Here is a 23679-nt window from a genome sequence, read left to right as displayed (position 1 = left end):
AATATACTTTGTCTGGTGACGATGGCAGAGAGGTCACACCTGTTCCCATACCGAACACAGAAGTTAAGCTCTCTAGCGCCGATGGTAGTTGGTCTTACGATCCGCGAGAGTAGGACGTTGCCGGGCAGATTTATAGTAATACCTTAAATGGATGCGATGAGCCGCAAACGAGTGACCTGTTAAGGTCTCTTTTTTTTGCATTTTTTTAAGTGTTTTTATTATTAGATACTTAGTTTTAAAAATGTTGGTACAATAATAGATAGAAGTAATGAAAATGTTTAACATATAAAAATGATTCGTAAAAATAAAGGAGTTCCTTCTATGAAAATGTATAATGCTATGATTGAACATTTTAAACAAATTCCAATTTCACTGCATGTTCCTGGTCACCATTATCAAACGATAGGACATCTTGATAACTTAGAATTAAAATACGATGTTACAGAAATTTCAGGTATGGATGATTATCACCATCCTGAAGGTATTATAAAGAATAGTCAATTATGGATTAACAAAGATGGGTATGATTCACGCTTTTTAGTAAACGGTACAACTGTCGGTTTACTGTCAGTGATTCTTTCTTTTATAGAAGCTGGTGAAGTTCCGAGTGTTGCCATTATGAGAAATGCGCACAAATCAATTTATAATGCGATTGCAATGGGAAGAGGTAGCGCATATATTTTACCGACAAATGTTTCAGATACTACAAAAGAGTATAATGGAATTGATATAGGAGCCATTGATAAAGATACGTTGTCTCATATTAAATTAGCGGTATTAACTTATCCTAATTACTTTGGTGAAACATATGATATTAAAGTGGCAATTGAGTATTTTCATCGTTATCATATTCCTGTATTAATTGATGAAGCGCATGGCGCTCATTTCGATATTTCAGAACATTTTCCTGTAAGTACATTAAATTACGCAGCTGATTTCGTAGTACAGTCCTATCATAAGACATTACCTGCATTTACAATGAGTTCTGTTATTCATATAAATCATGCTATTTCTGAAGATATAAAACACCAGATAATTCATTTACTTTCGATATTACAATCTTCTAGTCCTTCGTATATGCTAATGTTAGGTTTAGAACAAGCAGATAACTTTTATAAGCAGTATCAAGATAGATTATTTTTTAAGCGTAGAACGACATTATTAAAAGCACTGCGCAAAGTCTTTGATGTTATAGAAGCTGCTGATCCACTGAAGTTATTGTTGATGCACGAGTGTTATAGTGGTACAGAATTAGCGCATTTATTAGAGCAATACGGTATATTTACTGAGTTGAGTAATGAAAAGTTTGTATTATGTGTATTACCATTATGGCATGAGGATGATCGTTATTTATTTGAGTTATTGATTGATAGAATAAATAATATAAAATTAGATAGTAACAGAGTTATAAATGAAGTAAAACGTGAGATGTTATATAATCAATTAGATGGGATCTATATTGCCCAGACTTCAAGCAATATTATCACTATAGATTTAAATGACAGCATAGGTCGTATATGTGCAGAACATATTATTCCTTATCCTCCTGGTATTCCATATATATTAGAGGGAGAAGTGATTTCAGAGGAACATGTTCAACATGTAATTTCATTTATTTCTAATGGTGGCAAAGTACATGGCATCTATGATAATAAAATTCGTGTGTGGAAGTAGGAGTTAATAATGAGTTATTTTATTACAATTGAAGGTCCGGAAGGTTCGGGTAAAAGTACAGTTATTAAAGCATTAGCGAAAGAATTAAGCGATAAGTTCGAAGTCGTTACGACAAGGGAACCGGGTGGTATAAAAATTAGTGAAGATATCCGTAATATTATTTTAGATGATGCGAGTGCAATGGATTATCGAACAGAGGCATTATTATTTGCTGCAAGCCGTAGACAACACCTCGTTGAGAAAGTATTACCTGCACTACACATGGACAAGATCGTATTGTGTGACCGTTTTATTGATAGTTCATTAGCCTACCAAGGTTATGCGCGTGGTATCGGGGTTGACGAAATTCGTGCGATCAATGAATTTGCAATTGAAGGTAAATATCCGGATTTAACTTTATACTTACGTGTTGAACCTGAAATAGGATTATTACGTATTAAAGATAATTCACGTGAAACAAACCGATTGGACAAAGAACAGATTGACTTTCATAAGCGTGTTGTAAAAGGATATGATGAATTATTTCGTTTACATCCTGACAGAATTAAATTGATTGATGCTTCGCAACCTCTTTTGGAGGTAGTTAATGATTGTTTAGATGCAATTAATAAGAGCATTAAATAGTTTGTGATATAATTAATGATAAGAGGTGTTTTAAATGAAAATGATAATTGCAATTGTACAGGACCAGGATAGCCAAAGTCTATCTGATGTACTTACTAAAAATAATTTTAGAACAACAAAACTCGCTTCTACTGGCGGTTTTTTAAGAGCTGGTAATACGACGTTTCTTTGTGGTGTAGAAGACGAACGCGTAAATGAACTATTAACTTTAATCAATAGTACCTGTGGTAATCGAGAACAAGTTGTTACACCAGTAACACCAATGGGTGGCAATGCGGATGCTTATATCCCATATCCTGTAGAAGTCGAAGTTGGTGGCGCAACAGTCTTCGTAATGCCAATTGAACAATTTCATCAGTTCTAACATTAGCTGCCTTGTGCAGCTTTTTGATTATATAAAGGAGTAGATTGAATGCTTAAGCAACTGCAGCATCTTATCGATAATAATAAATTAAGTCATGCTTATTTGTTTGATGGGCAGAATAGAGGCCAGTTAAAAGATGAAGCAATGCGTTTCGCGACACAAATACTTTGTAGTAATAATGATACATGTCAAAGTCGCGTTCAGAATTTAAATCACGCAGATTTCATCCTTGTAGAAACAAGTGAAGCTACGATAAAAAAAGAGTTAATAGAAGATTTGTTACATCGTATGAATCAAAAACCGATTGAAGGAACACATAAAGTCTATATTATTATGGATTTTGATAAAGTAACGGTGCAAGGTGAAAATAGTATATTAAAATTTTTAGAGGAACCACCTGCAAATACTGTAGCAATATTAGTAACAACTGCACCAAAATCCATCTTACCGACCATCCATTCAAGATGTCAGCATATCTTTATACAAGCTAGTGAAGATGATTTAACAAAGCATAGTGATCTGGATATTCCAAAATCTGTTCTGGCTACGATGAATGCTCTTAACCTAAGTAAAGAAGAAGCTGTGGAATGGTATGAGACACATCAATTTAATGATTTGAAGGGTGTAATAATTAAGTGGTGCCAAACTTTACTAAACAGTGATACAATGGGATTAATTCAAATTGTCAACATTTTGGATACACTCGATTCGCGAGAGAAACAATTGATTGGATTAGATATGATTCAACTGTATCTACAAGATTTGATGTATGTACTCATCGGAGATAATGTAGTAAGTTATCCTGAAATGAAAGAACATATTCAACAGCAGGCAAATCTTCTAACTATTGATAAATGTCTAGCAATGATTGATCATACACTTACTGCAAAACAGTATTTGCTACAATATGTTAATATAACATTAGTGTATGAAGCTTTAGCGATTCAAATGCTCAATGAGGTGAAATAATGATAGAAATAATAGGCGTGAAATTTCAGAAATCAGGTAAGACAGAATATTATCAACCTGGTGATGAACAATTTTCAGTCAATGAATTAGTAGTAATTGATAATAAAAAGCGTGGCGTGGAACTTGCCCGTGTTATTATTCCAAATAAAGAAGTACCGCTTGAAGATGTAGTTATGCCGGTACCAATGATTAGTCGTAAAGCAACAGAAAATGATATCTTAAAGTATGAACAAAATATGTTAGATGCTGATCGTGCATTAGAGCTGTGTAAACAACACGTGAAAAATCATGAACTTGATATGCGCTTAGTAAATGCAACATATACTTTAGATAAAGCAAAGATTATTTTTAACTTTACTGCTAATGAGCGTGTGGATTTTCGTGAGTTAGTTAAAAGTTTAGCGTATGACCTAAAAACACGCATTGAATTACGTCAAATCGGTGTAAGAGATGAAGCGAAGATTCTAGGTGGCATTGGTCCTTGCGGTCGTAGTTTATGCTGTGCAACTTATTTAGGTGATTTTGAACCCGTGTCGATAAAAATGGCAAAAGATCAGAATTTATCATTAAATCCTACTAAAATTTCAGGTGCATGTGGTCGTTTAATGTGTTGTTTGAAATACGAAAATGATTATTACGAAGAAACAAGAAGAAGACTACCTGATATTGGGGAAGAAATTCAAACACCTGAAGGACCTGGCCGTGTTATTGGTTTAAATATATTAGATGTGACGATGCAAGTAAAATTAAAGAGTTTGGAAACACCAATTGTTTATCATATCGACGAGGTACAAGTTTAGGAGGTTTATAATGAACCGCGATGAATTATTCAATGCTTTAACTAAGCTGGAGAAACAAATCAATAATATAAATGATAGTTATGAAACATTAAAAGAATTGACAGTTGCTTTAGTCGAAGAAAATGTTGCATTAAAGTTAGAAAATGATAATCTGCAACGCTTTATTCAGGTGCCTAAAGAAGAAGAGGAACCTAAAAAGAATAATAAAGTACTTCAAAGTAAAGATAATTTAGCGATGCTTTATGCAGAAGGTTTTCATATTTGTCCGACTGATTTATTTGGCAAACACCGTGGTGGCGGCGACTGTATTTTTTGCTTAAGTTTACTATCTGATAAAGAATAAAAAGAGGCGTAAGCCTTTTTTTATTGGAGGAATTATGATGTTGTTAGAAAATGAAAGATTTGATCAATTAATTAAAGAAAATTTATCCATCATTCAAAATGATGATGTATTTTCTTTTTCAACTGATGCACTGCTACTTGCACACCTTACGCCTTTAAAGAAAAAAGACAAAGTGATAGATATTTGTTCAGGGAATGGCATTATCCCTTTATTATTATCTCATCGTACAAATATGCCGATAGAAGCAATCGAAATTCAGCCGCAACTTGTAGATATGGCAAAACGATCTGTTCAATATAACAAACTGGAAGAACAGATTTGTATGTACCAGATGGACATAAAGAGCGTGAAACAAAATTTTATACCCAGTCAGTTTGATGTTGTAACATGTAATCCTCCTTACTTTAGAGCGAATCAGGAGTATCAGCATTTGAAGGAAGCTCATCGCATCGCCAGAACTGAAGTGCTTTGTACATTTTTAGATTGCGTCCAGTCTGCAAATCATTTACTGAAGCAAGGAGGAAAGATGGTTGTTGTTCAACGTGCTGATCGGTTGATTGATGTGCTTTCTGATATGAGAACAGTTGGTATTGAACCTAAAGTTATTTATCCTATCTATTCATCTCCTGATAAACCCAATGCGATTACAGTTGTTGTCGTTGGTATAAAAGGTGGTAAACCAGACGTGAAAGTTATGCCATCATTTTATATCTATAATACGGATGGTACTTATTCTAAATCGATGAATGAGGTATATTATGGATAATCATTATATTTATATATTAGAATGTAGTGATGGTACACTGTATACAGGCTATACAAATGATCTGGAGAAAAGACTCCATACCCATAACGAAGGCAAAGGTGCAAAGTATACAAGAGTAAGATTACCGGTGAAACGCGTATATGAAGAAAGTTTTGAAACGAAAAGTGCAGCAATGCAAAGAGAGTATGCAATTAAGCAATTAACACGTTCACAAAAGATTAAATTAATACAGGGAGGTACCTTATGAGTGGTATCTTATATTTAGTAGGTACACCAATCGGCAATTTAGAAGATATTACATTTAGAGCGGTAAGGATGTTAAAAGAAGCGGATATCATTTTATGTGAAGACACAAGAGTGACTAAAAAACTCGTTATGCATTATGAGATTGATACACCATTAAAAAGCTACCATGAACATAATAAAGATCAGGTGACAGATTATATTATCGATTTATTGTTAGAAGGAAATCATATCGCATTAGTTTCTGATGCGGGACTTCCTCTTATAAGTGATCCTGGATACGAACTCGTTGTTGTAGCGCGTGAGAAAGGTATTAAAGTTGAAACAGTGCCAGGTGCTAATGCCGCACTTACAGCTTTAATGACAAGCGGTATTAGCTCTTATTCATTTTTATTTGATGGTTTTTTACCACGCAAAGATAGTGAAAAGAAAGAGCGACTCGTATCGCTTATGGCTTTACCACATACAGTGATTATATACGAATCTCCGTTTCGCGTGAAACATACATTAGAAGTGATTGCAAAAATAGACAGTACGCGTAAAATATCCATTGCACGTGAACTGACTAAGAAGTTTGAGCAAGTTGAAACTGATTTCGTGATGCACCTATTAGAACGTCTGGATAAAGGTATAAATCTTAAGGGTGAATTTGTTATTGTAATTGAAGGCAGCACAGGTGAAAATAATGTGAACTGGTGGTCAGAAATGACAGTTGAAGATCACGTCAATCACTATGTTAAAGAAGGATTACGAAATAAAGAGGCGATTAAACAAGTTGCTCTGGATAGAGATATGAAGAAAAATGAAGTTTATCAAATGTATCATGTAGATACAAAATAAAAGGTTCGAATCCATTTGGATTCGAACCTTTTATTTATATATCTTATTTTTCTTTTGATTCGATTTCTTTTAAGATTTGTTCAACGCCTTCTTTAGATAATACTAATTTACCACCTGCTAATAAATAGTTATCTTCTGAAACATCACCAGTTACAGCACAAGTCATGCTTGGTTTATATTTTTTTAAGATAATTTTATCTGCATCAGTATAGATTTCTAAAGCGTCTTTTTCAGCGATGTCTAAAATACGACGTAATTCGATTGGAATAACTACACGTCCTAATTCATCAACTTTTCTTACGATACCAGTAGATTTCATAATATATTTCCTCCAAAAATTGTTTTTGTAGTAATTTTAGTAAATTCGACAAAATTAATAAGTGTTTTCGACATTTGTCTTAATAAGAGTGTACTACCGTATTTTTACATTGTCAACGATATATCATTAAAATCTTTATTTGTAATGCTTTAGTAATGTTATGTAATATTCAGATTTTGAAAAGTTTACTTGATTTTACAATAAATTAATAATTTTACTTGTCGAATTGTAAAGATTAGTCATATTGAAAAATAACGAAAACTTCTGTATATTTAAAGGATAAATAGCACTAGGAGGACGAACATGACGAACGATACTTTTTATATAACAACGCCTATATATTATCCAAGCGGTAAATTACATATTGGACATGCATATTCAACAGTAGCAGGTGACGCTATCGCGCGTTACAAAAGGATGCAAGGTTACGATGTTAAGTATTTAACAGGTACAGATGAACATGGCCAAAAGATTCAGGAGAAAGCACTTGCTGCCGGTAAATCTGAAATAGAATATTTAGATGAAATCATTAAAGACATTCAGGCATTATGGAAAAAGCTTGATATTTCAAACGATGATTTTATTAGAACGACTGAAACGCGTCATAAACTTGTTGTCGAAAAAGTATTCGAAAAATTATTAGCACAAGATGATATTTATTTAGGTGAATATGAAGGATGGTATTCAGTGCCAGACGAAACATTCTACACTGAAACGCAACTTGTTGATCCTATTATGGAAGGCGATAAAATCGTTGGAGGGAAAAGTCCGGATTCAGGACACCCGGTTCAACTTGTGAAAGAAGAAAGTTATTTCTTTAGATTGAGTAAATATGCTGATCGTTTAGTACGATATTATGAAGATCATCCTGATTTCATTCAACCTGTTTCTCGAAAAAATGAAATGTTAAATAACTTTATTAAACCAGGGTTAGAAGATTTAGCTGTTTCTCGTACATCTTTTGACTGGGGGATAAAAGTTCCGTCTAATCCGAAACATGTTGTATATGTTTGGATTGATGCATTAACAAACTATATCTCTGCTTTAGGTTACCTTTCAGAAGATGATACAGAATTTAAGAAATACTGGCCAGCTGATGTCCATATTATGGCGAAAGAAATTGTTCGTTTCCATACAATTATATGGCCAATTTTACTCATGGCTTTAGATTTACCATTACCGAAGAAAGTATTTGCTCACGGATGGATATTAATGAAAGACGGTAAGATGAGCAAGTCAAAAGGGAATGTGGTAGATCCGCATATCCTAATTGATCGTTACGGTTTAGACGCAGTGCGTTACTATTTAATGCGTGAGTTACCATTTGGTTCAGATGGAGTGTTTACGCCTGAAGCTTTCGTTGATCGTACAAACTTTGACCTTGCAAATGACTTAGGTAACTTAGTTAACCGTACGATTGCGATGATCAATAAATATTTTGATGGCAATCTTTCTGGCTACAAAGGTCAAATGCATGAAGTAGATGCTGAAATTGAAGCGTTAGCACTTGAAACGAAAGCGAAATACGATGCTGCTATGGAGAACTTACAATATTCAGTAGCGTTACAAGAAGTATGGAAGCTGATTTCAAGAACAAATAAATATATCGATGAAACAACACCGTGGATTTTAATCAAAGATGAAACACAAAAAGCATTATTAGAAAGCGTAATGTATCACTTAGTTGAGAATATTCGTTTTGCGAGTGTATTATTACGCCCATTCTTAACAGAAGCACCGACAAAAATCTTTAATCAATTAAATATTCAGGATCCAACATTATTTGAATTTGCGAGTCTTGAAGAATACGGTAAGATTAAAGACTTAAAAGTGGTTGAGAAAGCAACACCAATCTTCCCGCGTTTAGATACAGCAGCTGAAGTAGAATTTATTAAGAGTACGATGCAACCGCCAGCACCAGCAGAAGAGGGAATAGAAGAAGTACCCGCTAAGCCAGAAATTACAATTGATACATTTAATGAAGTAGAATTGAAGACAGCGACGATTATTGATGCGGATTACATTAAAAAAGCGAAAAAATTATTAAAAATCCAGGTAGATTTAGGTAACGAACAACGCCAAATCGTTTCTGGTATCGCTGAATTCTATAAACCAGAAGACATTATTGGTAAGAAAGTTATTGTAGTGACAAACTTAAAACCAGTTGAATTACGTGGAGAAAAATCCGAAGGTATGATTCTTTCGGCGGAAAAAGATGGTGCATTAACATTAGTCAGCGTACCAAATGCAATTGAGAACGGCTCAATCGTAAAATAATATCAACGAGGAGTGATATGGTGTTAATTGATACACACGTTCATTTAAACGCAGATCAGTACGAAGAAGATTTACAGGAAGTTATAGATAGAGCGCGAGAAAGCGGGATAGATCGCATGATCGTCGTTGGATTTGATGAAGTAACAATTGAACGCACGATGAAGCTCATTGAGCAATACGAATTTGTATATGGTGTAATCGGTTGGCATCCAGTCGATGCCATTGATTTCACGGAGGAATATTACGATTGGATTAAAGAATTGTCTAAGCATCCTAAAATCGTAGCGATTGGTGAGATGGGATTAGATTATCATTGGGATAAATCACCTAAAGATATTCAAAAAGAAGTTTTTAAACGTCAAATTCAGCTGGCAAAAGAAGTGAATTTACCGATCGTTATTCACAATCGTGAAGCGACAGCAGATGTTATTGAAATCTTAAAGTCAGAAAATGCACAAGAAGTTGGAGGCGTAATGCACAGCTTTAGTGGTAGCCCTGAAACATGTGATGAAGTATTGAAATTAAACTTTATCATCTCTTTAGGAGGGCCTGTAACATTTAAAAATGCGAAGCAACCGAAAGCAGTAGCAAAACATGTACCACTTGATAAACTTATTGTGGAAACAGACGCGCCATATTTAACACCACATCCGTATCGTGGTAAACGTAATGAACCGATGCATGTGAAACTTGTAGCCGAAGAAATCGCAGCGCTTAGAGGAATTTCTTATGAAGAAGTTGCGGTACAAACCACGAAAAATGCAGAACAGCTGTTTGGTGGATTAGGAAAATAAGTAGGGACATTTGTCTCTGCTTATTTTTTACTATAAATAATTCTATCCATTTTTAAAATAACAAGTATAATTGTAATATTGTATATAGATAAGTAAAAAGGAAAGATTGATATGAAAATAAATGAAATTATTGTCGTAGAAGGTAAGGATGATACGACGCGAGTGAAGATGGCAGTTGAGTGCGATACGATTGAAACGAATGGTTCTGCCATCAATGATGAGACAATTGAAGCGATACAACATGCTGCTGAAGTGCGTGGTGTCATTGTGTTAACAGATCCTGATTACCCAGGAAATAAGATTAGAAAAACAATTGAACAGCGAGTACCTACCGCTAAACATGCATTTATAGATGCAGCTATTGCACGTAATAAGCGTGGTAAAGTTGGTATTGAGCATGCACCGGTTGGAGCAATTCGTGATGCATTATTAAGCGTGTCATCACCCTTTGAACATGATTCAGAAACGGTGTCAAAAGCGTTACTCGTGGATTTAGGATTGATTATGGGACCACATGCAGCGACGAAGCGTAAAGATTTGTGCAGACATTTAAGAATCGGTTATTGTAATGGTAAGCAATTATTTCATAGATTAAATGCATTTGGCATTACTGAAGCGGATGTGTTAGATGCTTTGAATTTAGAATATAAGGAGAGTCCTAATGGAAATAAATGATATTGCAACACCTACGCGTACGAAAGAACTGTTAAATAAATATGGATTTAAATTTAAGAAGAGTTTAGGACAGAACTTTTTAGTTGATCCTAACGTGATTCGTAATATTATTGATGCCGCAGGTATAGATGAGACTTGTGGTGTTATTGAGATTGGTCCGGGTATGGGTTCTTTAACGGAACAATTAGCACGTAAAGCGAAGCATGTACTTGCGTTTGAAATCGATCAACGTCTGATTCCGATTTTAGGAGATACGTTAAGTCCTTATGAAAATGTAACGGTAATAAATGAAGACATACTAAAAGCGAACGTTAAGGAAGCGATTGATAATCATTTATCAGATTGTGATGAGATTTTTGTTGTAGCTAACTTACCCTATTATATTACGACACCTATTCTAATGGGACTTCTAGAGCAGCATCTACCGATTAATAGTTATGTTGTAATGATGCAAAAAGAAGTGGGTGAGCGTTTAACTGCTGTGCCATCAACGAAAGCTTACGGCTCTTTATCGATTGCTATTCAGTATTATACAGATGTAAAACGTGTGATGATTGTACCTAAAGGTGTATTTATGCCACCACCGAACGTAGATTCTTTAGTGGTGAAACTAACGACTTTACCTGAACCACGTGTAAAAATTGATGATGAAAAGATATATTTTAAGTTAACGCGCGGAGCTTTTGTACAACGCAGAAAGACGATATTAAACAATTATATGAGTCTATTCCCAAATAGCAAGGAATATAAAGACGACATTATCGCATGGTTAGAGGAAAGCAACATCGCTCCTAGTCGCAGAGGAGAAAGTTTGTCGCTCGAAGAATTTGCACGACTTGCAAATAATATGAAAAATTACCCACAAATAGTGATATAAAATATTGACAAGTGTAATTTAAATTGATAAAATTAAAAATTTTATTGACTATTTATATGCAAAGTGTTATAATTTAAGGCATAGTGAGGTGGGTTTCTATGCCAAAAACATTAGTAGACATCAAAAAAATTCTTGATTGTCAGTTAGGAAATCAGATTGTACTAAGAGCTAATGGAGGACGTAAAAAGTTAATTGAGCGCCGTGGTGTGCTTAAAGAAACTTATCCATCAGTTTTCGTGGTTGAATTAGACCAAGATAAACATAATTTTGAACGTGTGTCATATACATATACCGACGTATTGACAGAAAACGTGCAAGTAACATTTGTAAATGATCAGCAGGAAGAATTTCTTGTTCAATAAAAATTAAAACCTATTCCATATGGAATAGGTTTTAATTTTTTTATTTTGCATTTCATGAAAAGGTATAATGTGAGTTGTGATAAAATAATATAATATTAAATACTATGAGTGAGGAATTATTATGATTTATGAAAATGCATCAGCAAAAATCAATTTGACATTAGACACTTTATATAAACGAGAAGATGGATATCATGAAGTAGAGATGATTATGACAACGGTGGATTTATATGATCGATTAACTTTAGAAAAGCGTAAAGACAAGCAAATTGTATTAAAAGTGGAGCATCTGTACGTGCCCAATGATAATCGTAATTTAGCATATAAAGCAGCGAAGATTATGATGGAGCGTTATAATCTGGACTCTGGTGTTACCATTACGTTAGATAAGACGATTCCAATAGCAGCAGGGCTTGCGGGTGGATCTAGTGATGCAGCAGCGACATTTCGTGGTATGAATAGATTGTTTGAGTTAGGTTTATCGCTTGATACATTGGCAGAACATGCAGCTGAAATCGGTTCAGATATTTCATTCTGTGTGCATGGTAAGACGAGTCTTTGCACAGGTCGTGGTGAGCAGTTGAAACATTTACCGAAACCACCTGCTTGCTGGGTCATCTTAGCGAAACCTGATATTAGTGTTTCTACACAAGAAGTGTATACTGCACTTGACTTATCGAAACCTCACGCAAAAATTGATAGTAAGGCTTGTGCTGAAGCAATTGAGAATGGCGATTATAACGAGATGATACGCCATTTGGGAAATCGTTTAGAAGCGGTTACGATAGAGATGCATCCGATTATACAGACATTAAAAGACACGATGATGAAAGCCGGCGCAGATATAGCGATGATGAGTGGTAGCGGTCCGACAGTTTACGGATTAGCAGCGAAAGAACGTCAGGCAAAGAGTGTTGTCAATGCACTTAAAGGTTGTTGCAAAGAAGTTTATATGGTGCGCATGTTAGGATGAATATAAATTCCCGAACATTTATGGTATATTTAACGTATAATATGCGCAAAGAGGGATTTTAATGAAGTTTAAAAGAAGTGAAAGAATCGTTTATATGACAAGTTACTTGTTGAGTCATCCTAATGAGCTTGTGCCATTGACGTATTTCGTAGATAAATTCGGGCAGGCGAAATCTTCGATTAGTGAAGATGTACAAATCATTAAAGATACATTTATCAAAGAAGAAATCGGAACAATCACGACTACTGCAGGAGCAAGTGGTGGTGTAACGTTCAAACATAAGATGTTTTATAAAGAGGCAGATCAATTGATTTCTCAGTTGTGTGAAATGCTGCAGGAGAAAGAACGATTGCTGCCAGGTGGCTATCTTTTCATGTCTGATGTTGTAGGGACACCAAGTCTATTAAATCAAGTTGGAAAGCTCATTGCAACGATGTATATGGATGAAGAGTTAGATGCTGTCGTAACGATTGCAACGAAAGGTATTTCATTAGCAAACGCAGTTGCAAGTATACTTAATCTACCAGTTGTCGTAATTCGTAAAGACAATAAGGTCACAGAAGGATCAACGGTTTCGATAAATTATGTTTCAGGTTCTTCACGAAAAATTGAAACAATGGTATTATCAAAAAGGACATTGCCTGAAGGCTCAAAAGTTTTAATTGTAGATGATTTTATGCGTGCAGGCGGATCAATTACAGGTGTTATGAATTTAATGAATGAGTTTAAAGCCACTGTTAAAGGGGTAACAGTCTTAGTAGAATCAAAAGAAGTTAAAAATCGCTTGATTCAAGACTATACCTCTTTAGTGAAATTATCCGACGTAGATGAATATAATCAATCTTTTACAGTTGAAAAAGGTAATTGCTTAGAAAAATTTTCTAAATAAAAAGGAGATATCATCATGAAATCTATTTTTTCAAAAAATGCGCCAGCAGCAATTGGACCATACAGCCACGCTGTTGTAGTTAACAATATGGTTTATACAAGTGGTCAAATTCCACTGACTATAGATGGTGAAGTAATAGGTGATGACGTTGCAGAGCAAACGAAGCAAGTATTAGAAAACTTATCAGCTGTATTAGAAGAAAGTGGATCGAATTTAAATTCAGTAGTAAAAACAATGATTTTTATTAGTGATATGAATGACTTCCCGATCATCAACGAAGTGTATGGCGAATATTTCAATGAGCACCTTCCTGCTAGAAGTTGTGTTGAAGTGAGTCGTCTTCCTAAAGATGTGAAAGTTGAGATTGAAGCGGTAGCTCTAAAAGTTAAGTAGATTTTTAACTTACATTTTATTAGGAGGCTATCTAAGATGAAAGTCACAGATGTTAGAATGAGAAAATTAGCTACAGACAGTAGAATGAAAGCATTGGTATCAATTACGCTGGATGAGGCATTTGTCATTCATGATTTACGCGTTATTGAAGGGAACAACGGATTATTCGTTGCAATGCCGAGTAAACGTACTGCAGATGGCGAATTCCGTGACATCGCCCACCCAATCAATAGCGAGATGCGTCAAGAGATTCAGGCTGCAGTCATGAAAGTATATGACGAAACTGAAGCGATTGATCCAAGTGAGTTAGGAAAGAATAATAATAACGATGTGGATACTGCTGAAGATGCTACCAGTGAAACAGCACCTAATTTAGTAGAATCTGATTCACAAACGACAGTTGAAGAAGATTTAAAATAAATGAAATAGTGTTTAAGTGTGTCTGATAACAAATTATCAGACACGCTTTTTTGTTTATCGAAATATACATAATGTATGTTAAAATAAAAATAACTGAGCAGATTACACATCTCATAGCTTATAAAAAAATGTTTTACTGGGGGATAATATATATGACAAAACAAGCTGTTATTTTAGCTGCAGGAAAAGGGACACGAATGAAGTCAAAACTACATAAAGTATTACATCCTGTCTGTGGTAAACCAATGGTACAGCATGTAATAGATAATATTAAAGCAGCAGGTGTAACAGATATCGTTACAATCGTTGGATATGGCGCTGAAGATGTAAAGCGTGCTTTAGCAGATCAATCTCAATTCAGCATGCAGACAGAACAATTAGGGACTGCACACGCTGTTCAAATGGCTGCAGAGCATTTAGCAGATAAAGAAGGTACGACAATTGTAATTTGTGGAGACACACCTTTAATTTCAGAAGAGACAATTCAAGGCTTTGTAGCACATCATGAAACAACTGGTGCAAAAGCAACGATTCTTTCAGCTAAAACGAATACACCGTTCGGATATGGACGTATTATTCGTGACGAACACGGTAGTGTTGAACGTATTGTAGAAGAAAAGGATGCTAACATTGAAGAAAAATTAGTCAATGAAATTAGTTCTGGTACTTTCTGTTTTGATAATAAATTATTATTCGAATTATTAAAGCAAGTTGATAATGATAATGCACAAGGTGAGTATTATCTACCTGACGTGATTAAATTATTACGTGCACAAGGTGAAATTGTAGAAGCGTTTGTTACTGAAGATTTCAGTGAAACGTTAGGTATAAATGATCGCTATAATTTATCGATTGCTGAACAAACGATGCGTTTACGTATTAATAAAATGCACATGATGAATGGTGTGACAATTATTGATCCGCTGACAACGTATATTGATAAAGATGTTGAAATCGGAGCGGATACTGTTATTGAGCCAGGCGTTATGTTAAAAGGGAATACTAAAATTGGTGAAGGCGTAGTAATTACTGCGCACACTACGATTGAGAATAGTGAAATAAAGGACGATGTTACAGTAAAACAATCATATATTTCAGAATCATTTGTTGATGAAAGAACGACAATTGGGCCATTTGCACAGCTTCGTCCAGGTAGTGATATAGGTAAAGAAGTTAAGATCGGTAACTTCGTAGAAATTAAAAAATCTAAACTAGAAGATGAAGCGAAAGTGTCACATTTAAGCTATATTGGTGATGCTGAAATCGGTGCACGTACAAACGTTGGTTGTGGTGCGATTACTGTAAATTATGATGGCAAAAACAAGTTTAAAACTGTTGTTGGTAAAGATTCGTTTATCGGATGTAATTCAAATCTTGTGGCGCCAGTTCATATTGGAGATGAATCTTTTGTGGCTGCAGGCTCTACCATTACAGATGATGTGCCAAATAAAAGTCTGGCATTAGGACGTGCAAGACAAACTACAAAAGAAGGCTACTACGATAAAGCATAGTAATGTATAATATTAAGGTCATAGTAAAGTTATTTCATATACAGAAAGCGATAAATAATACGATATCTAAAATGGGGGCATTACAAAATGATGATGAATAATGAATACAGAAATACAACTTTAAAGATTTTTTCTCTAAACGCTAACCAGCCTTTAGCTGAAGAAATTGCTAAAGAGGTAGGGATTCCTTTAGGAAAATCAAGCGTTAAACGTTTCAGTGATGGAGAAGTTCAAATCAACATCGAAGAAAGTATTCGTGGATGTGATGTATTTATCGTTCAACCGACATCTAATCCGGTAAATGAACATTTAATGGAATTATTAATCATGATTGATGCATTAAAACGTGCTTCAGCAGTAACAATTAACGTTGTAATGCCTTATTATGGTTATGCACGTCAAGACCGTAAAGCACGTAGTCGTGAACCAATCACTGCGAAATTAGTTGCAGATATGATTGAAAAAGCTGGTGCAGACCGCGTTATTGCTTTAGATTTACATGCACCTCAAATTCAAGGTTTCTTTGATTTACCGATTGACCATTTAATGGGCGTACCTATTCTTTCTGATTACTTCGAAGCGAAAGAAGAAATCGATAAAGATTCATTGGTTATTGTTTCACCTGACCATGGTGGAGTGACACGTGCGCGTAAGATGGCAGATCGATTAAAAGCACCGATCGCAATTATCGATAAACGTCGTCCAAAACCAAATGTTTCTGAAGTTATGAATATCGTGGGTGATATTAATGGGAAAACTGCAATCATCATTGATGACATCATCGATACAGCAGGTACAATCACATTAGCTGCTCAAGCGTTGATCGACAAAGGTGCAAAAGAAGTATATGCATGTTGTACACACCCTGTATTATCAGGCCCTGCTTATGAAAGAATTGAAAATTCAGCAATTAAAGAATTAGTTGTTACAAACTCTATTTTATTACCTGAAGAAAATAAACCAGCAAAAATTAAGCAATTATCGGTTGGTGAATTATTGGCACAAGCAATCGTTCGTGTATATGAACAAGAATCTGTAAGTATTTTATTTGATTAATAGTGCTTTAGACACAATGTTTATGCGTAACATTGTGTCTTTTTTTGTTATTAAAAATTTTTTAAAATAAAAATGTTTAGAAGAAGTTTAACAGGGTATTTATAAATTATGTGTTAAACATTTAAGATAAATAAACACTTTGCAAGCAGGTTACCACAACTGATGGGTAAGGTGTAGGAGCGCAAAGAAGTGCGCACAAAAGGAGTAATAATTATGAGTAAATTAAAAGCAACGATTAGACAAGGTAAACAAACACGTTCAAGTTTAAACAAAGTACGTAACGAAGGTAAGATTCCAGCTGTAGTATACGGTTATGGTGCTAAAAATACTTCAGTTAAAGTTGAAGAAGTTGATTTCATTAAAGTAATCCGTGAAGTTGGGCGTAACGGTGTTATCGAACTTGAAGTAGATTCAAACACAGTTAAAGTTATGGTATCTGACTACCAAATCAATCCAATTAAAAACAAAATTACGCATATCGACTTTTTAGCAATCAATATGAAATCTGAATTAACAGTTGATGTAATAGTAAACTTAGTTGGTGAAGCTGAAGGCGTGAAAGAAGGCGGCGTTGTTCAACAACCATTATTCCAATTATCAGTTACTGCAACACCGGATGATATCCCTGAAAACATCGAAGTTGATGTTACTGAATTAAATATCGGTGATACAATCACTGTTGGTGATTTAAAAGCAGATAAAGCTTATACAATCAACAATGAAGATGATGAAGCAATCGTTTCTGTAGTACCTCCAACAGTTGAAGAGGCTGCTGAAGAAGGCGAAGAAGCAGAAGGAACTGAAGCTGTTGAAGCCGAAGAAGAAGCTGTTGAAAGCGAAGAGAAATCAGAAGAAAAAGCTGAATAATTATTCGAATTCAAGGGACATGCATTTGTATGTCTCTTTTTTTATATTATAATAGTGATAATGATTAAGCGGAGGATTTAAATATGAAATGTATCGTTGGATTAGGTAATATAGGTAAGAAATATGAAGATACACGACATAATGTAGGTTTTATGGTCGTAGATGAATTTTTGAAGAAATATAATATAGAGTTAGACAAACAGAAATTTAAAGGAAACTATACAGTAGCAAATATTAATGGTGAGAAAGTGCTGATTATTGAACCGATGACGTATATGAATTTATCAGGTGAAGCGGTTCGTCCGTTAATGGATTATTATAAGGTAGCTGTAGAGGATTTAGTTGTACTATATGACGATCTCGATATGCCACAAGGTCGTATTCGTATTCGTCAGAAAGGTTCTGCTGGTGGACAGAATGGTATGCGCTCAATTATACAACATTTAGGGACACAGGAATTTAAGCGTATTCGTTTAGGCATTGGTCGTCCTGAAGGTCGTAAACCTGTGGTTGATTATGTATTGCAGAAATTTAGTGAAGACGAAATGATAACGATGCAGAAAGTGATTGATCATACAATCGAAGCACTTGAAACATTTATCGGTGGAGAGCGATTCGAAAATGTTATGAATCAATATAATGGTGATGTATGAGACAGATAATAGATAAATTGTTGAATAGTGATGAACGATTTAATGAGTTTAATGATTCACTTGGTAAACAAAATATATTGGTGACCGGATTAAATCCAAGTGCAAAAGCTGTAATTCTTGCGGAAAGTTATTTTAGCCATAAAAAACAAATGATTGTCGTGACAAGTAACTTGTTTCAGGCAGAAAAATTAGAAAATGATTTAGCACAACTTATTGATGAAGAAGAATTGTTTAAGTTTCCGGTACAAGATATTATGATTGAAGAGTTCTCGACAAAAAGTCCAGACTTAATGCGTGAACGTATTCGCACACTTACCCACCTGGCGAAAGGTCAAGCTGGGTTATTTCTTGTGCCGATTAACGGACTTCAAAAGCTTGTAAGTCGACCGGAATTATTTACAGACTATCATCGTGAAATAAAAATTGGAGAAGATATTGATCTCATTCAACTGCAACAAGATTTAGTATATATGGGATACCAAAAAAGTGAGCGCGTAACGACGCTTGGTCAATTTTCAGTACGTGGTGGATTAATTGATATTTTTCCGATGATTGGTGAGCCGGTCCGCATTGAATTATTCGATACGGAAGTAGACGCTATTCGTTATTTTGATGCGGACAGTCAACGCTCATTAAATAATATTGATTCAGTTGAAATTTCTACTGCAAGTGAATATATTTTTACGAGTAAAGATATAGAACTACTTGAATCTAATTTATCAGAAGCATTTGAGACAACACGCCAAAAGATTGCGACAAATGTGAGAGATGATTTACGTGATACGTATCAAACGATCAAAATGAATATGGGAGAAATACTTAATCATAATATTTTGCGTCGCGTTGTAAAATTTGTTTATGATAAAGAGACGACGATTATTGATTACTTTGATAAAGAAGCAATTGTGATTGTTGATGAGATTAATCGTGTAAACGAAGCGATAGCATCAAGTATTCGAGAAACAAGTGAATTTCACCAATCTTTAATTGAATCGGGTCGTGGATTTGTCGGTCAGACTTTTATTAAAGAAGATAGCTTTGAAACACTAATGAATCAATTTAATGTGGCATACTTTACACTGTTTACTGCTGCTATGCCTGTGAAGTTACAAAATATCTATAAATTCTCTTGTAAACCATTGCAGCAATTTTACGGACAATATGATTTAATGTTCTCTGAGTTTGATCGTTTCAGAAAAAATGACTTCAATATCGTTGTACTGGCAAGTAATGCAACGAGAAAAGATAAGATTAAATCGATGCTTGCTGATATGAAACTACCTGTAACGCTTGATATTAAGGGGAGTAAACCAGGCATTAGTATAATTGTCGAAGGTGATTTGTCAGAAGGTTTCGAGTTACCGTTTATGAAACTTGTTGTTATCACTGAACGCGAGCTATTTAAATTACGCAAAGAAAAACCTAAACGTACGAAGAAGTTATCGAATGCTGAGAAAATTAAATCTTATCAGGAATTAAATGTTGGCGACTACATTGTCCATGTGCATCATGGCGTAGGACGTTATATGGGTGTTGAGACCTTACTCGTCAATAAGATGCATAAAGACTATATTAAAATTCAATATAAAGGGACAGATCAACTGTTTGTACCAGTCGATCAAATGAATTATGTGCAAAAGTTTGTTGGTTCAGAAGATAAAGAGCCGAAGCTAAACAAACTCGGAGGCACAGAATGGAAAAAGACAAAAGCGCGCGTTCAACAAAGCGTTGAAGATATCGCTGAAGAATTATTGAAGTTATATCAAGAGCGTGAACGCATTGAAGGATACCAATTCGGACCTGATACTGAGGCACAGGAAACGTTTGAAATGGACTTTCCATATGAACCAACTGCAGACCAGGTACAAAGTCTCATTGAAATTAAGCAAGATATGGAAAAGCGTAAACCGATGGATCGTCTGCTTTGCGGTGACGTAGGTTACGGTAAAACTGAAGTCGCTGTTCGTGCAGCGTTCAAAGCGGTACTTGATGGTAAACAAGTTGCATTCTTAGTGCCGACGACAATACTCGCACAACAACATTATGAGACTTTAATTGAGCGTATGCAGGATTATCCGGTTGAAATACAGATGATGAGCCGTTTCAGATCAAAGAAAGAGATAGATGAAACGAAAAAAGGATTAAAGTCTGGATTCGTTGATATTGTAGTTGGTACACATAAACTACTGAGCAAAGATATTGTGTATAAAGATTTAGGCTTGCTTATCGTCGATGAAGAGCAACGATTTGGTGTTACGCATAAAGAGAAAATTAAAGCGTTGAAGACAAATGTCGATGTATTAACGCTTACAGCAACACCAATTCCAAGAACACTGCATATGAGTTTACTGGGTGTACGTGACTTATCGGTTATTGAAACACCACCGGAAAATAGATTTCCGGTACAGACGTATGTACTGGAATATCAACATAACTTTATTAAAGAAGCGATGGAACGTGAATTAGCACGTAACGGACAAGTATTTTATCTATACAATCGTGTAGCGAGCATTTATCAGAAAGCTGAACAGTTAGAGATGATGATGCCTGACGCGCGCATTGCTGTTGCGCATGGTCAATTATCAGAACGTGAACTGGAAGAAACGATGCTTAGGTTTATTAATGGTGAATACGACATTTTAGTGACAACAACAATTATCGAAACGGGTGTCGATGTACCGAATGCCAATACTTTAATAATTGAAGATGCAGACCGATTTGGCTTAAGTCAACTGTATCAGTTACGTGGTCGCGTCGGTCGTAGTAATCGTATTAGTTATGCCTACTTCTTGCACGCACCAAATAAAGTACTCACTGAAGTGGCTGAACAGCGTTTGCAGGCAATAAAAGAATTTACTGAGCTTGGCTCTGGATTTAAAATTGCAATGCGTGATTTAAATATTCGTGGCGCAGGGAATTTGCTTGGTCGACAGCAACATGGCTTTATTGATTCTGTAGGGTATGATTTGTATTCTGAAATGCTGCAGCAAGCGGTTAATGAAAAACGTGGTATTAAACAAGTCGAAGAAGTGCCTCAACTAGAAATAGAAGTAGAAGTTGATGCATATATTCCAGCTGACTATATTCGTGAAGAACAAGCGAAGATTGAATTTTATAAAAAGCTACGCAGCGTAACGACAGAATCAGAATTAATGGATATTCAGGATGAAATGACCGATCGATACGGTGAATATCCTGAAGCGGTAGATCAGTTAATGAAGATCGTTGAAATCAGGATAAATGCTTTAGCATTTGGTATTGTGAATGTGAAAGATACCGGTAAGTCGGTTGTGCTTGAGTCAAGCATTGCAACAACGAATAAAATTAACGGTGAACGTTTATTTAAAGCGACAGAAGGTTTCGGGCGAGACTTAAAAATAGAATATAAAGACAATATAATGACATTTAAGCTGAAGAAAAATGCAAACTGGCTTGCTGCATTAGTACAACTCACGCATCAAATACAAGAAGGAATCGAGATTGATGGAGAATAAGAACCCGGCATTTAACAGCGTGATTATACTGACAATAACGATGTTAATCGTGAAAATTTTAAGTGCGATATATCGCGTACCCTATCAAAATATTTTAGGTGATACGGGTCTCTATGCCTATCAGCAAGTATATCCAATCATTGCGATAGTTTCAGTACTGTCGTTAAATGCAATTCCATCAGTTATCAGTCAATCGCGTTATGAAAAGTCATTTATAGGAAAATTATATAAACAAATTACCTGGATAAGCATGTCGGTATTGGTGGTCGTATTAATTTGTAGCGATATCATTGCAAATTTAATGGGCGACCCAATGCTAAGTACTATGTTACGCGTCTCCAGTTTAGTGTTGCTACCATTTCCAGCAGTTGCGATGATTCGCGGGAAACTGCAGATGAATCATGCAATGAAAGAAATTGCTTATTCTCAGGTGATTGATCAGGTAGTACGTGTATCTATTATATTGATTTCGATTGGATTATTTGTATGGATGGACTTATCAGTCTATCAAAGTGGTGCATTAAGTATTTTTGGTTCATTTGCCGGTTTACTCGGAGCATGTATTTATTTGAAGTGGCAAGATAAACGTCAAACAATTAATTACCGAGGAAATAATGCAGGATCATATCGAAGTTTTATTACGCTGATTGTATTTTATAGTTTGAGTTATCTAATTATGATTCTGTGGCAGCTTGTAGATAGCTTTACAGTCATTAATCAACTGAAAATATTAATGTCGCTTGAAGATGCTAAAGCACTAAAAGGGATATATGATCGTGGGGCGTCACTTATTCAAATGGGACTTATTGTTACAACTTCTTTCTCGCTTGTACTGATTCCATTGCTTTCGGAATGCAAACAAAGACACGACTTGAAGCAGATGAATAGCTATGCGAATAGTGCGCTTAAAATTACTATCGTTTTTAGTAGCGCTGCTGCTATAGGGTTAATGAATTTAATTAAACCATTTAATATGTTCCTGTTCAAGTCGGTGGCAGGTTATGAAGCACTGTTTATTTATATGTTAGCTATCATTTTCGTATCACTTATCATTATGTACACTGCAATGCTTCAAATATTTGAAGCCTATCGCATACAACTATGGGGTGTTGGTTTAGGATTAGGGGTAAAAATCATACTCAACTTATTACTGATATCTCGCTTTGATATTAAAGGTGCTGCACTCGCAACAGTTACAGGATTATTCGTCTATGCATACGTGTTACATATCGGTGTTGTACGTCGGTACGAAATTGCTTTTCAATCATTTCTGATTAAGTGGAGCATAGCACTTTTAGTGATGAGTGTATTAACTCAACTTGAAATGATGATAGATTTTAATACACGTATCGGTGCGCTTTCTGTCGCACTTATCGGGGTAATTACAGGAGGCATTATTGTATTGTATGCTATGATTAAGTGGAAGATTATAACGAGTGAAGAGTGGCAACATTTACCATTCGGTAGCTTGATGAATAAATTAATGAGAGAGTGAT

General features: G+C 35.1%; 25 protein-coding genes and 1 rRNA gene. 25 read left to right on the top strand and 1 reads right to left on the bottom strand.

Translation table 11 applies throughout. The annotated features are described in order from the left end of the window. The first annotated feature begins 11 nt into the window (after positions 1-11). From rrf to rsmI, 10 genes are all read left to right on the top strand, one after another. Positions 12-126, top strand: a 5S ribosomal RNA gene (rrf, locus tag BHX94_RS12215). Between the two features lie 195 nt (positions 127-321). Next, positions 322-1674: an Orn/Lys/Arg family decarboxylase gene (locus BHX94_RS12210; protein ID WP_170120844.1), complete on the top strand. Its 1353-nt coding sequence runs from the start codon at positions 322-324 to the stop codon at positions 1672-1674. A gap of 9 nt (positions 1675-1683) precedes the next feature. Then, positions 1684-2298, top strand: a complete 615-nt coding sequence (tmk, locus tag BHX94_RS12205; protein ID WP_111747036.1) for a dTMP kinase — start codon at positions 1684-1686, stop codon at positions 2296-2298. A gap of 34 nt (positions 2299-2332) precedes the next feature. Continuing rightward, positions 2333-2662, top strand: coding sequence for a cyclic-di-AMP receptor (locus BHX94_RS12200; RefSeq protein ID WP_111747034.1), 330 nt, complete (start codon positions 2333-2335; stop codon positions 2660-2662). Positions 2663-2710: 48 nt separating this feature from the next. Beyond that, a complete protein-coding gene (locus tag BHX94_RS12195; RefSeq protein WP_111747032.1) occupies positions 2711-3631 on the top strand; it encodes a DNA polymerase III subunit delta' in 921 nt (306 codons plus the stop codon). Next, positions 3631-4431, top strand: coding sequence for a PSP1 domain-containing protein (locus BHX94_RS12190; RefSeq protein WP_111747030.1), 801 nt, complete (start codon positions 3631-3633; stop codon positions 4429-4431). Before BHX94_RS12195 ends, BHX94_RS12190 begins: the two co-directional genes overlap by 1 nt. A 10-nt stretch (positions 4432-4441) precedes the next feature. After that, complete coding sequence (yabA, locus tag BHX94_RS12185) at positions 4442-4774, top strand: DNA replication initiation control protein YabA (protein ID WP_111717435.1); 333 nt, start codon at positions 4442-4444, stop codon at positions 4772-4774. 37 nt (positions 4775-4811) lie between these two features. Further along, positions 4812-5540 carry a tRNA1(Val) (adenine(37)-N6)-methyltransferase gene (locus BHX94_RS12180; protein ID WP_111747027.1) on the top strand — a complete coding sequence of 243 codons (729 nt, stop codon included), beginning with the start codon at positions 4812-4814 and terminating at the stop codon, positions 5538-5540. Beyond that, positions 5533-5787, top strand: coding sequence for a GIY-YIG nuclease family protein (locus tag BHX94_RS12175; RefSeq protein WP_099577258.1), 255 nt, complete (start codon positions 5533-5535; stop codon positions 5785-5787). The genes BHX94_RS12180 and BHX94_RS12175 overlap by 8 nt, the downstream gene beginning before the upstream one ends. Beyond that, positions 5784-6623 carry a 16S rRNA (cytidine(1402)-2'-O)-methyltransferase gene (gene rsmI / locus BHX94_RS12170; RefSeq protein ID WP_111747025.1) on the top strand — a complete coding sequence of 280 codons (840 nt, stop codon included), beginning with the start codon at positions 5784-5786 and terminating at the stop codon, positions 6621-6623. Before BHX94_RS12175 ends, rsmI begins: the two co-directional genes overlap by 4 nt. A 43-nt stretch (positions 6624-6666) precedes the next feature. On the opposite strand, the gene BHX94_RS12165 is transcribed toward rsmI, so the two are convergent. Further along, positions 6667-6942: an AbrB/MazE/SpoVT family DNA-binding domain-containing protein gene (locus tag BHX94_RS12165; RefSeq protein ID WP_096077814.1), complete on the bottom strand. Its 276-nt coding sequence runs from the start codon at positions 6940-6942 to the stop codon at positions 6667-6669. Positions 6943-7245: 303 nt separating this feature from the next. Between BHX94_RS12165 and metG the strand changes: the two genes are divergently transcribed. The 15 genes from metG to BHX94_RS12090 all read left to right on the top strand — a co-directional run bounded on the left by metG (position 7246) and on the right by BHX94_RS12090 (position 23678). Beyond that, positions 7246-9219: a methionine--tRNA ligase gene (metG, locus tag BHX94_RS12160; RefSeq protein ID WP_111747023.1), complete on the top strand. Its 1974-nt coding sequence runs from the start codon at positions 7246-7248 to the stop codon at positions 9217-9219. A 20-nt stretch (positions 9220-9239) separates the two neighbouring features. Next, entirely contained in the window at positions 9240-10013 is a 774-nt protein-coding gene (locus BHX94_RS12155) for a TatD family hydrolase (protein ID WP_111747021.1), read from the top strand. Between the two features lie 111 nt (positions 10014-10124). After that, complete coding sequence (gene rnmV, locus BHX94_RS12150) at positions 10125-10688, top strand: ribonuclease M5 (RefSeq protein WP_111747019.1); 564 nt, start codon at positions 10125-10127, stop codon at positions 10686-10688. Further along, positions 10675-11565 (top strand): 16S rRNA (adenine(1518)-N(6)/adenine(1519)-N(6))-dimethyltransferase RsmA, encoded by an 891-nt coding sequence (rsmA, locus tag BHX94_RS12145; RefSeq protein WP_111747017.1) that lies wholly within the window; start codon positions 10675-10677, stop codon positions 11563-11565. The genes rnmV and rsmA overlap by 14 nt, the downstream gene beginning before the upstream one ends. Before the next feature lie 98 nt (positions 11566-11663). Beyond that, positions 11664-11927, top strand: coding sequence for a biofilm formation stimulator Veg (veg, locus tag BHX94_RS12140; RefSeq protein WP_096077819.1), 264 nt, complete (start codon positions 11664-11666; stop codon positions 11925-11927). A gap of 121 nt (positions 11928-12048) precedes the next feature. Next, a complete protein-coding gene (gene ispE / locus BHX94_RS12135) occupies positions 12049-12900 on the top strand; it encodes a 4-(cytidine 5'-diphospho)-2-C-methyl-D-erythritol kinase (RefSeq protein WP_096077820.1) in 852 nt (283 codons plus the stop codon). A 61-nt stretch (positions 12901-12961) separates the two neighbouring features. Beyond that, positions 12962-13789 (top strand): pur operon repressor, encoded by an 828-nt coding sequence (gene purR / locus BHX94_RS12130; protein WP_096077821.1) that lies wholly within the window; start codon positions 12962-12964, stop codon positions 13787-13789. 15 nt (positions 13790-13804) lie between these two features. Continuing rightward, entirely contained in the window at positions 13805-14182 is a 378-nt protein-coding gene (locus tag BHX94_RS12125; protein WP_096077822.1) for a RidA family protein, read from the top strand. A 36-nt stretch (positions 14183-14218) separates the two neighbouring features. Next, entirely contained in the window at positions 14219-14602 is a 384-nt protein-coding gene (gene spoVG / locus BHX94_RS12120; RefSeq protein ID WP_111747015.1) for a septation regulator SpoVG, read from the top strand. Between the two features lie 152 nt (positions 14603-14754). Continuing rightward, positions 14755-16113, top strand: a complete 1359-nt coding sequence (glmU, locus tag BHX94_RS12115) for a bifunctional UDP-N-acetylglucosamine diphosphorylase/glucosamine-1-phosphate N-acetyltransferase GlmU (RefSeq protein ID WP_111747013.1) — start codon at positions 14755-14757, stop codon at positions 16111-16113. Between the two features lie 90 nt (positions 16114-16203). After that, complete coding sequence (locus BHX94_RS12110) at positions 16204-17169, top strand: ribose-phosphate diphosphokinase (protein ID WP_096078144.1); 966 nt, start codon at positions 16204-16206, stop codon at positions 17167-17169. A 213-nt stretch (positions 17170-17382) separates the two neighbouring features. Next, positions 17383-18036 carry a 50S ribosomal protein L25/general stress protein Ctc gene (locus BHX94_RS12105; protein ID WP_111747011.1) on the top strand — a complete coding sequence of 218 codons (654 nt, stop codon included), beginning with the start codon at positions 17383-17385 and terminating at the stop codon, positions 18034-18036. An 83-nt stretch (positions 18037-18119) separates the two neighbouring features. Continuing rightward, positions 18120-18689 (top strand): aminoacyl-tRNA hydrolase, encoded by a 570-nt coding sequence (gene pth, locus BHX94_RS12100; RefSeq protein WP_111747009.1) that lies wholly within the window; start codon positions 18120-18122, stop codon positions 18687-18689. Continuing rightward, on the top strand, positions 18686-22183 hold the full coding sequence (gene mfd / locus BHX94_RS12095; RefSeq protein WP_111747007.1) for a transcription-repair coupling factor: 3498 nt from the start codon (positions 18686-18688) through the stop codon (positions 22181-22183). The genes pth and mfd overlap by 4 nt, the downstream gene beginning before the upstream one ends. After that, the gene (locus BHX94_RS12090; RefSeq protein WP_111747005.1) at positions 22173-23678 is read left to right on the top strand and encodes a polysaccharide biosynthesis protein; all 1506 of its coding nucleotides are present in this window, start codon (positions 22173-22175) and stop codon (positions 23676-23678) included. Before mfd ends, BHX94_RS12090 begins: the two co-directional genes overlap by 11 nt. Position 23679 lies beyond the last annotated feature (1 nt).

This window comes from Macrococcoides bohemicum (assembly GCF_003259675.1).
Classification (GTDB): Bacteria; Bacillota; Bacilli; order Staphylococcales; family Staphylococcaceae; genus Macrococcoides; species Macrococcoides bohemicum.
The sequence above is the reverse complement of the archived record's forward strand: the minus strand, read 5'-3'. Positions and strand labels throughout refer to the sequence as shown.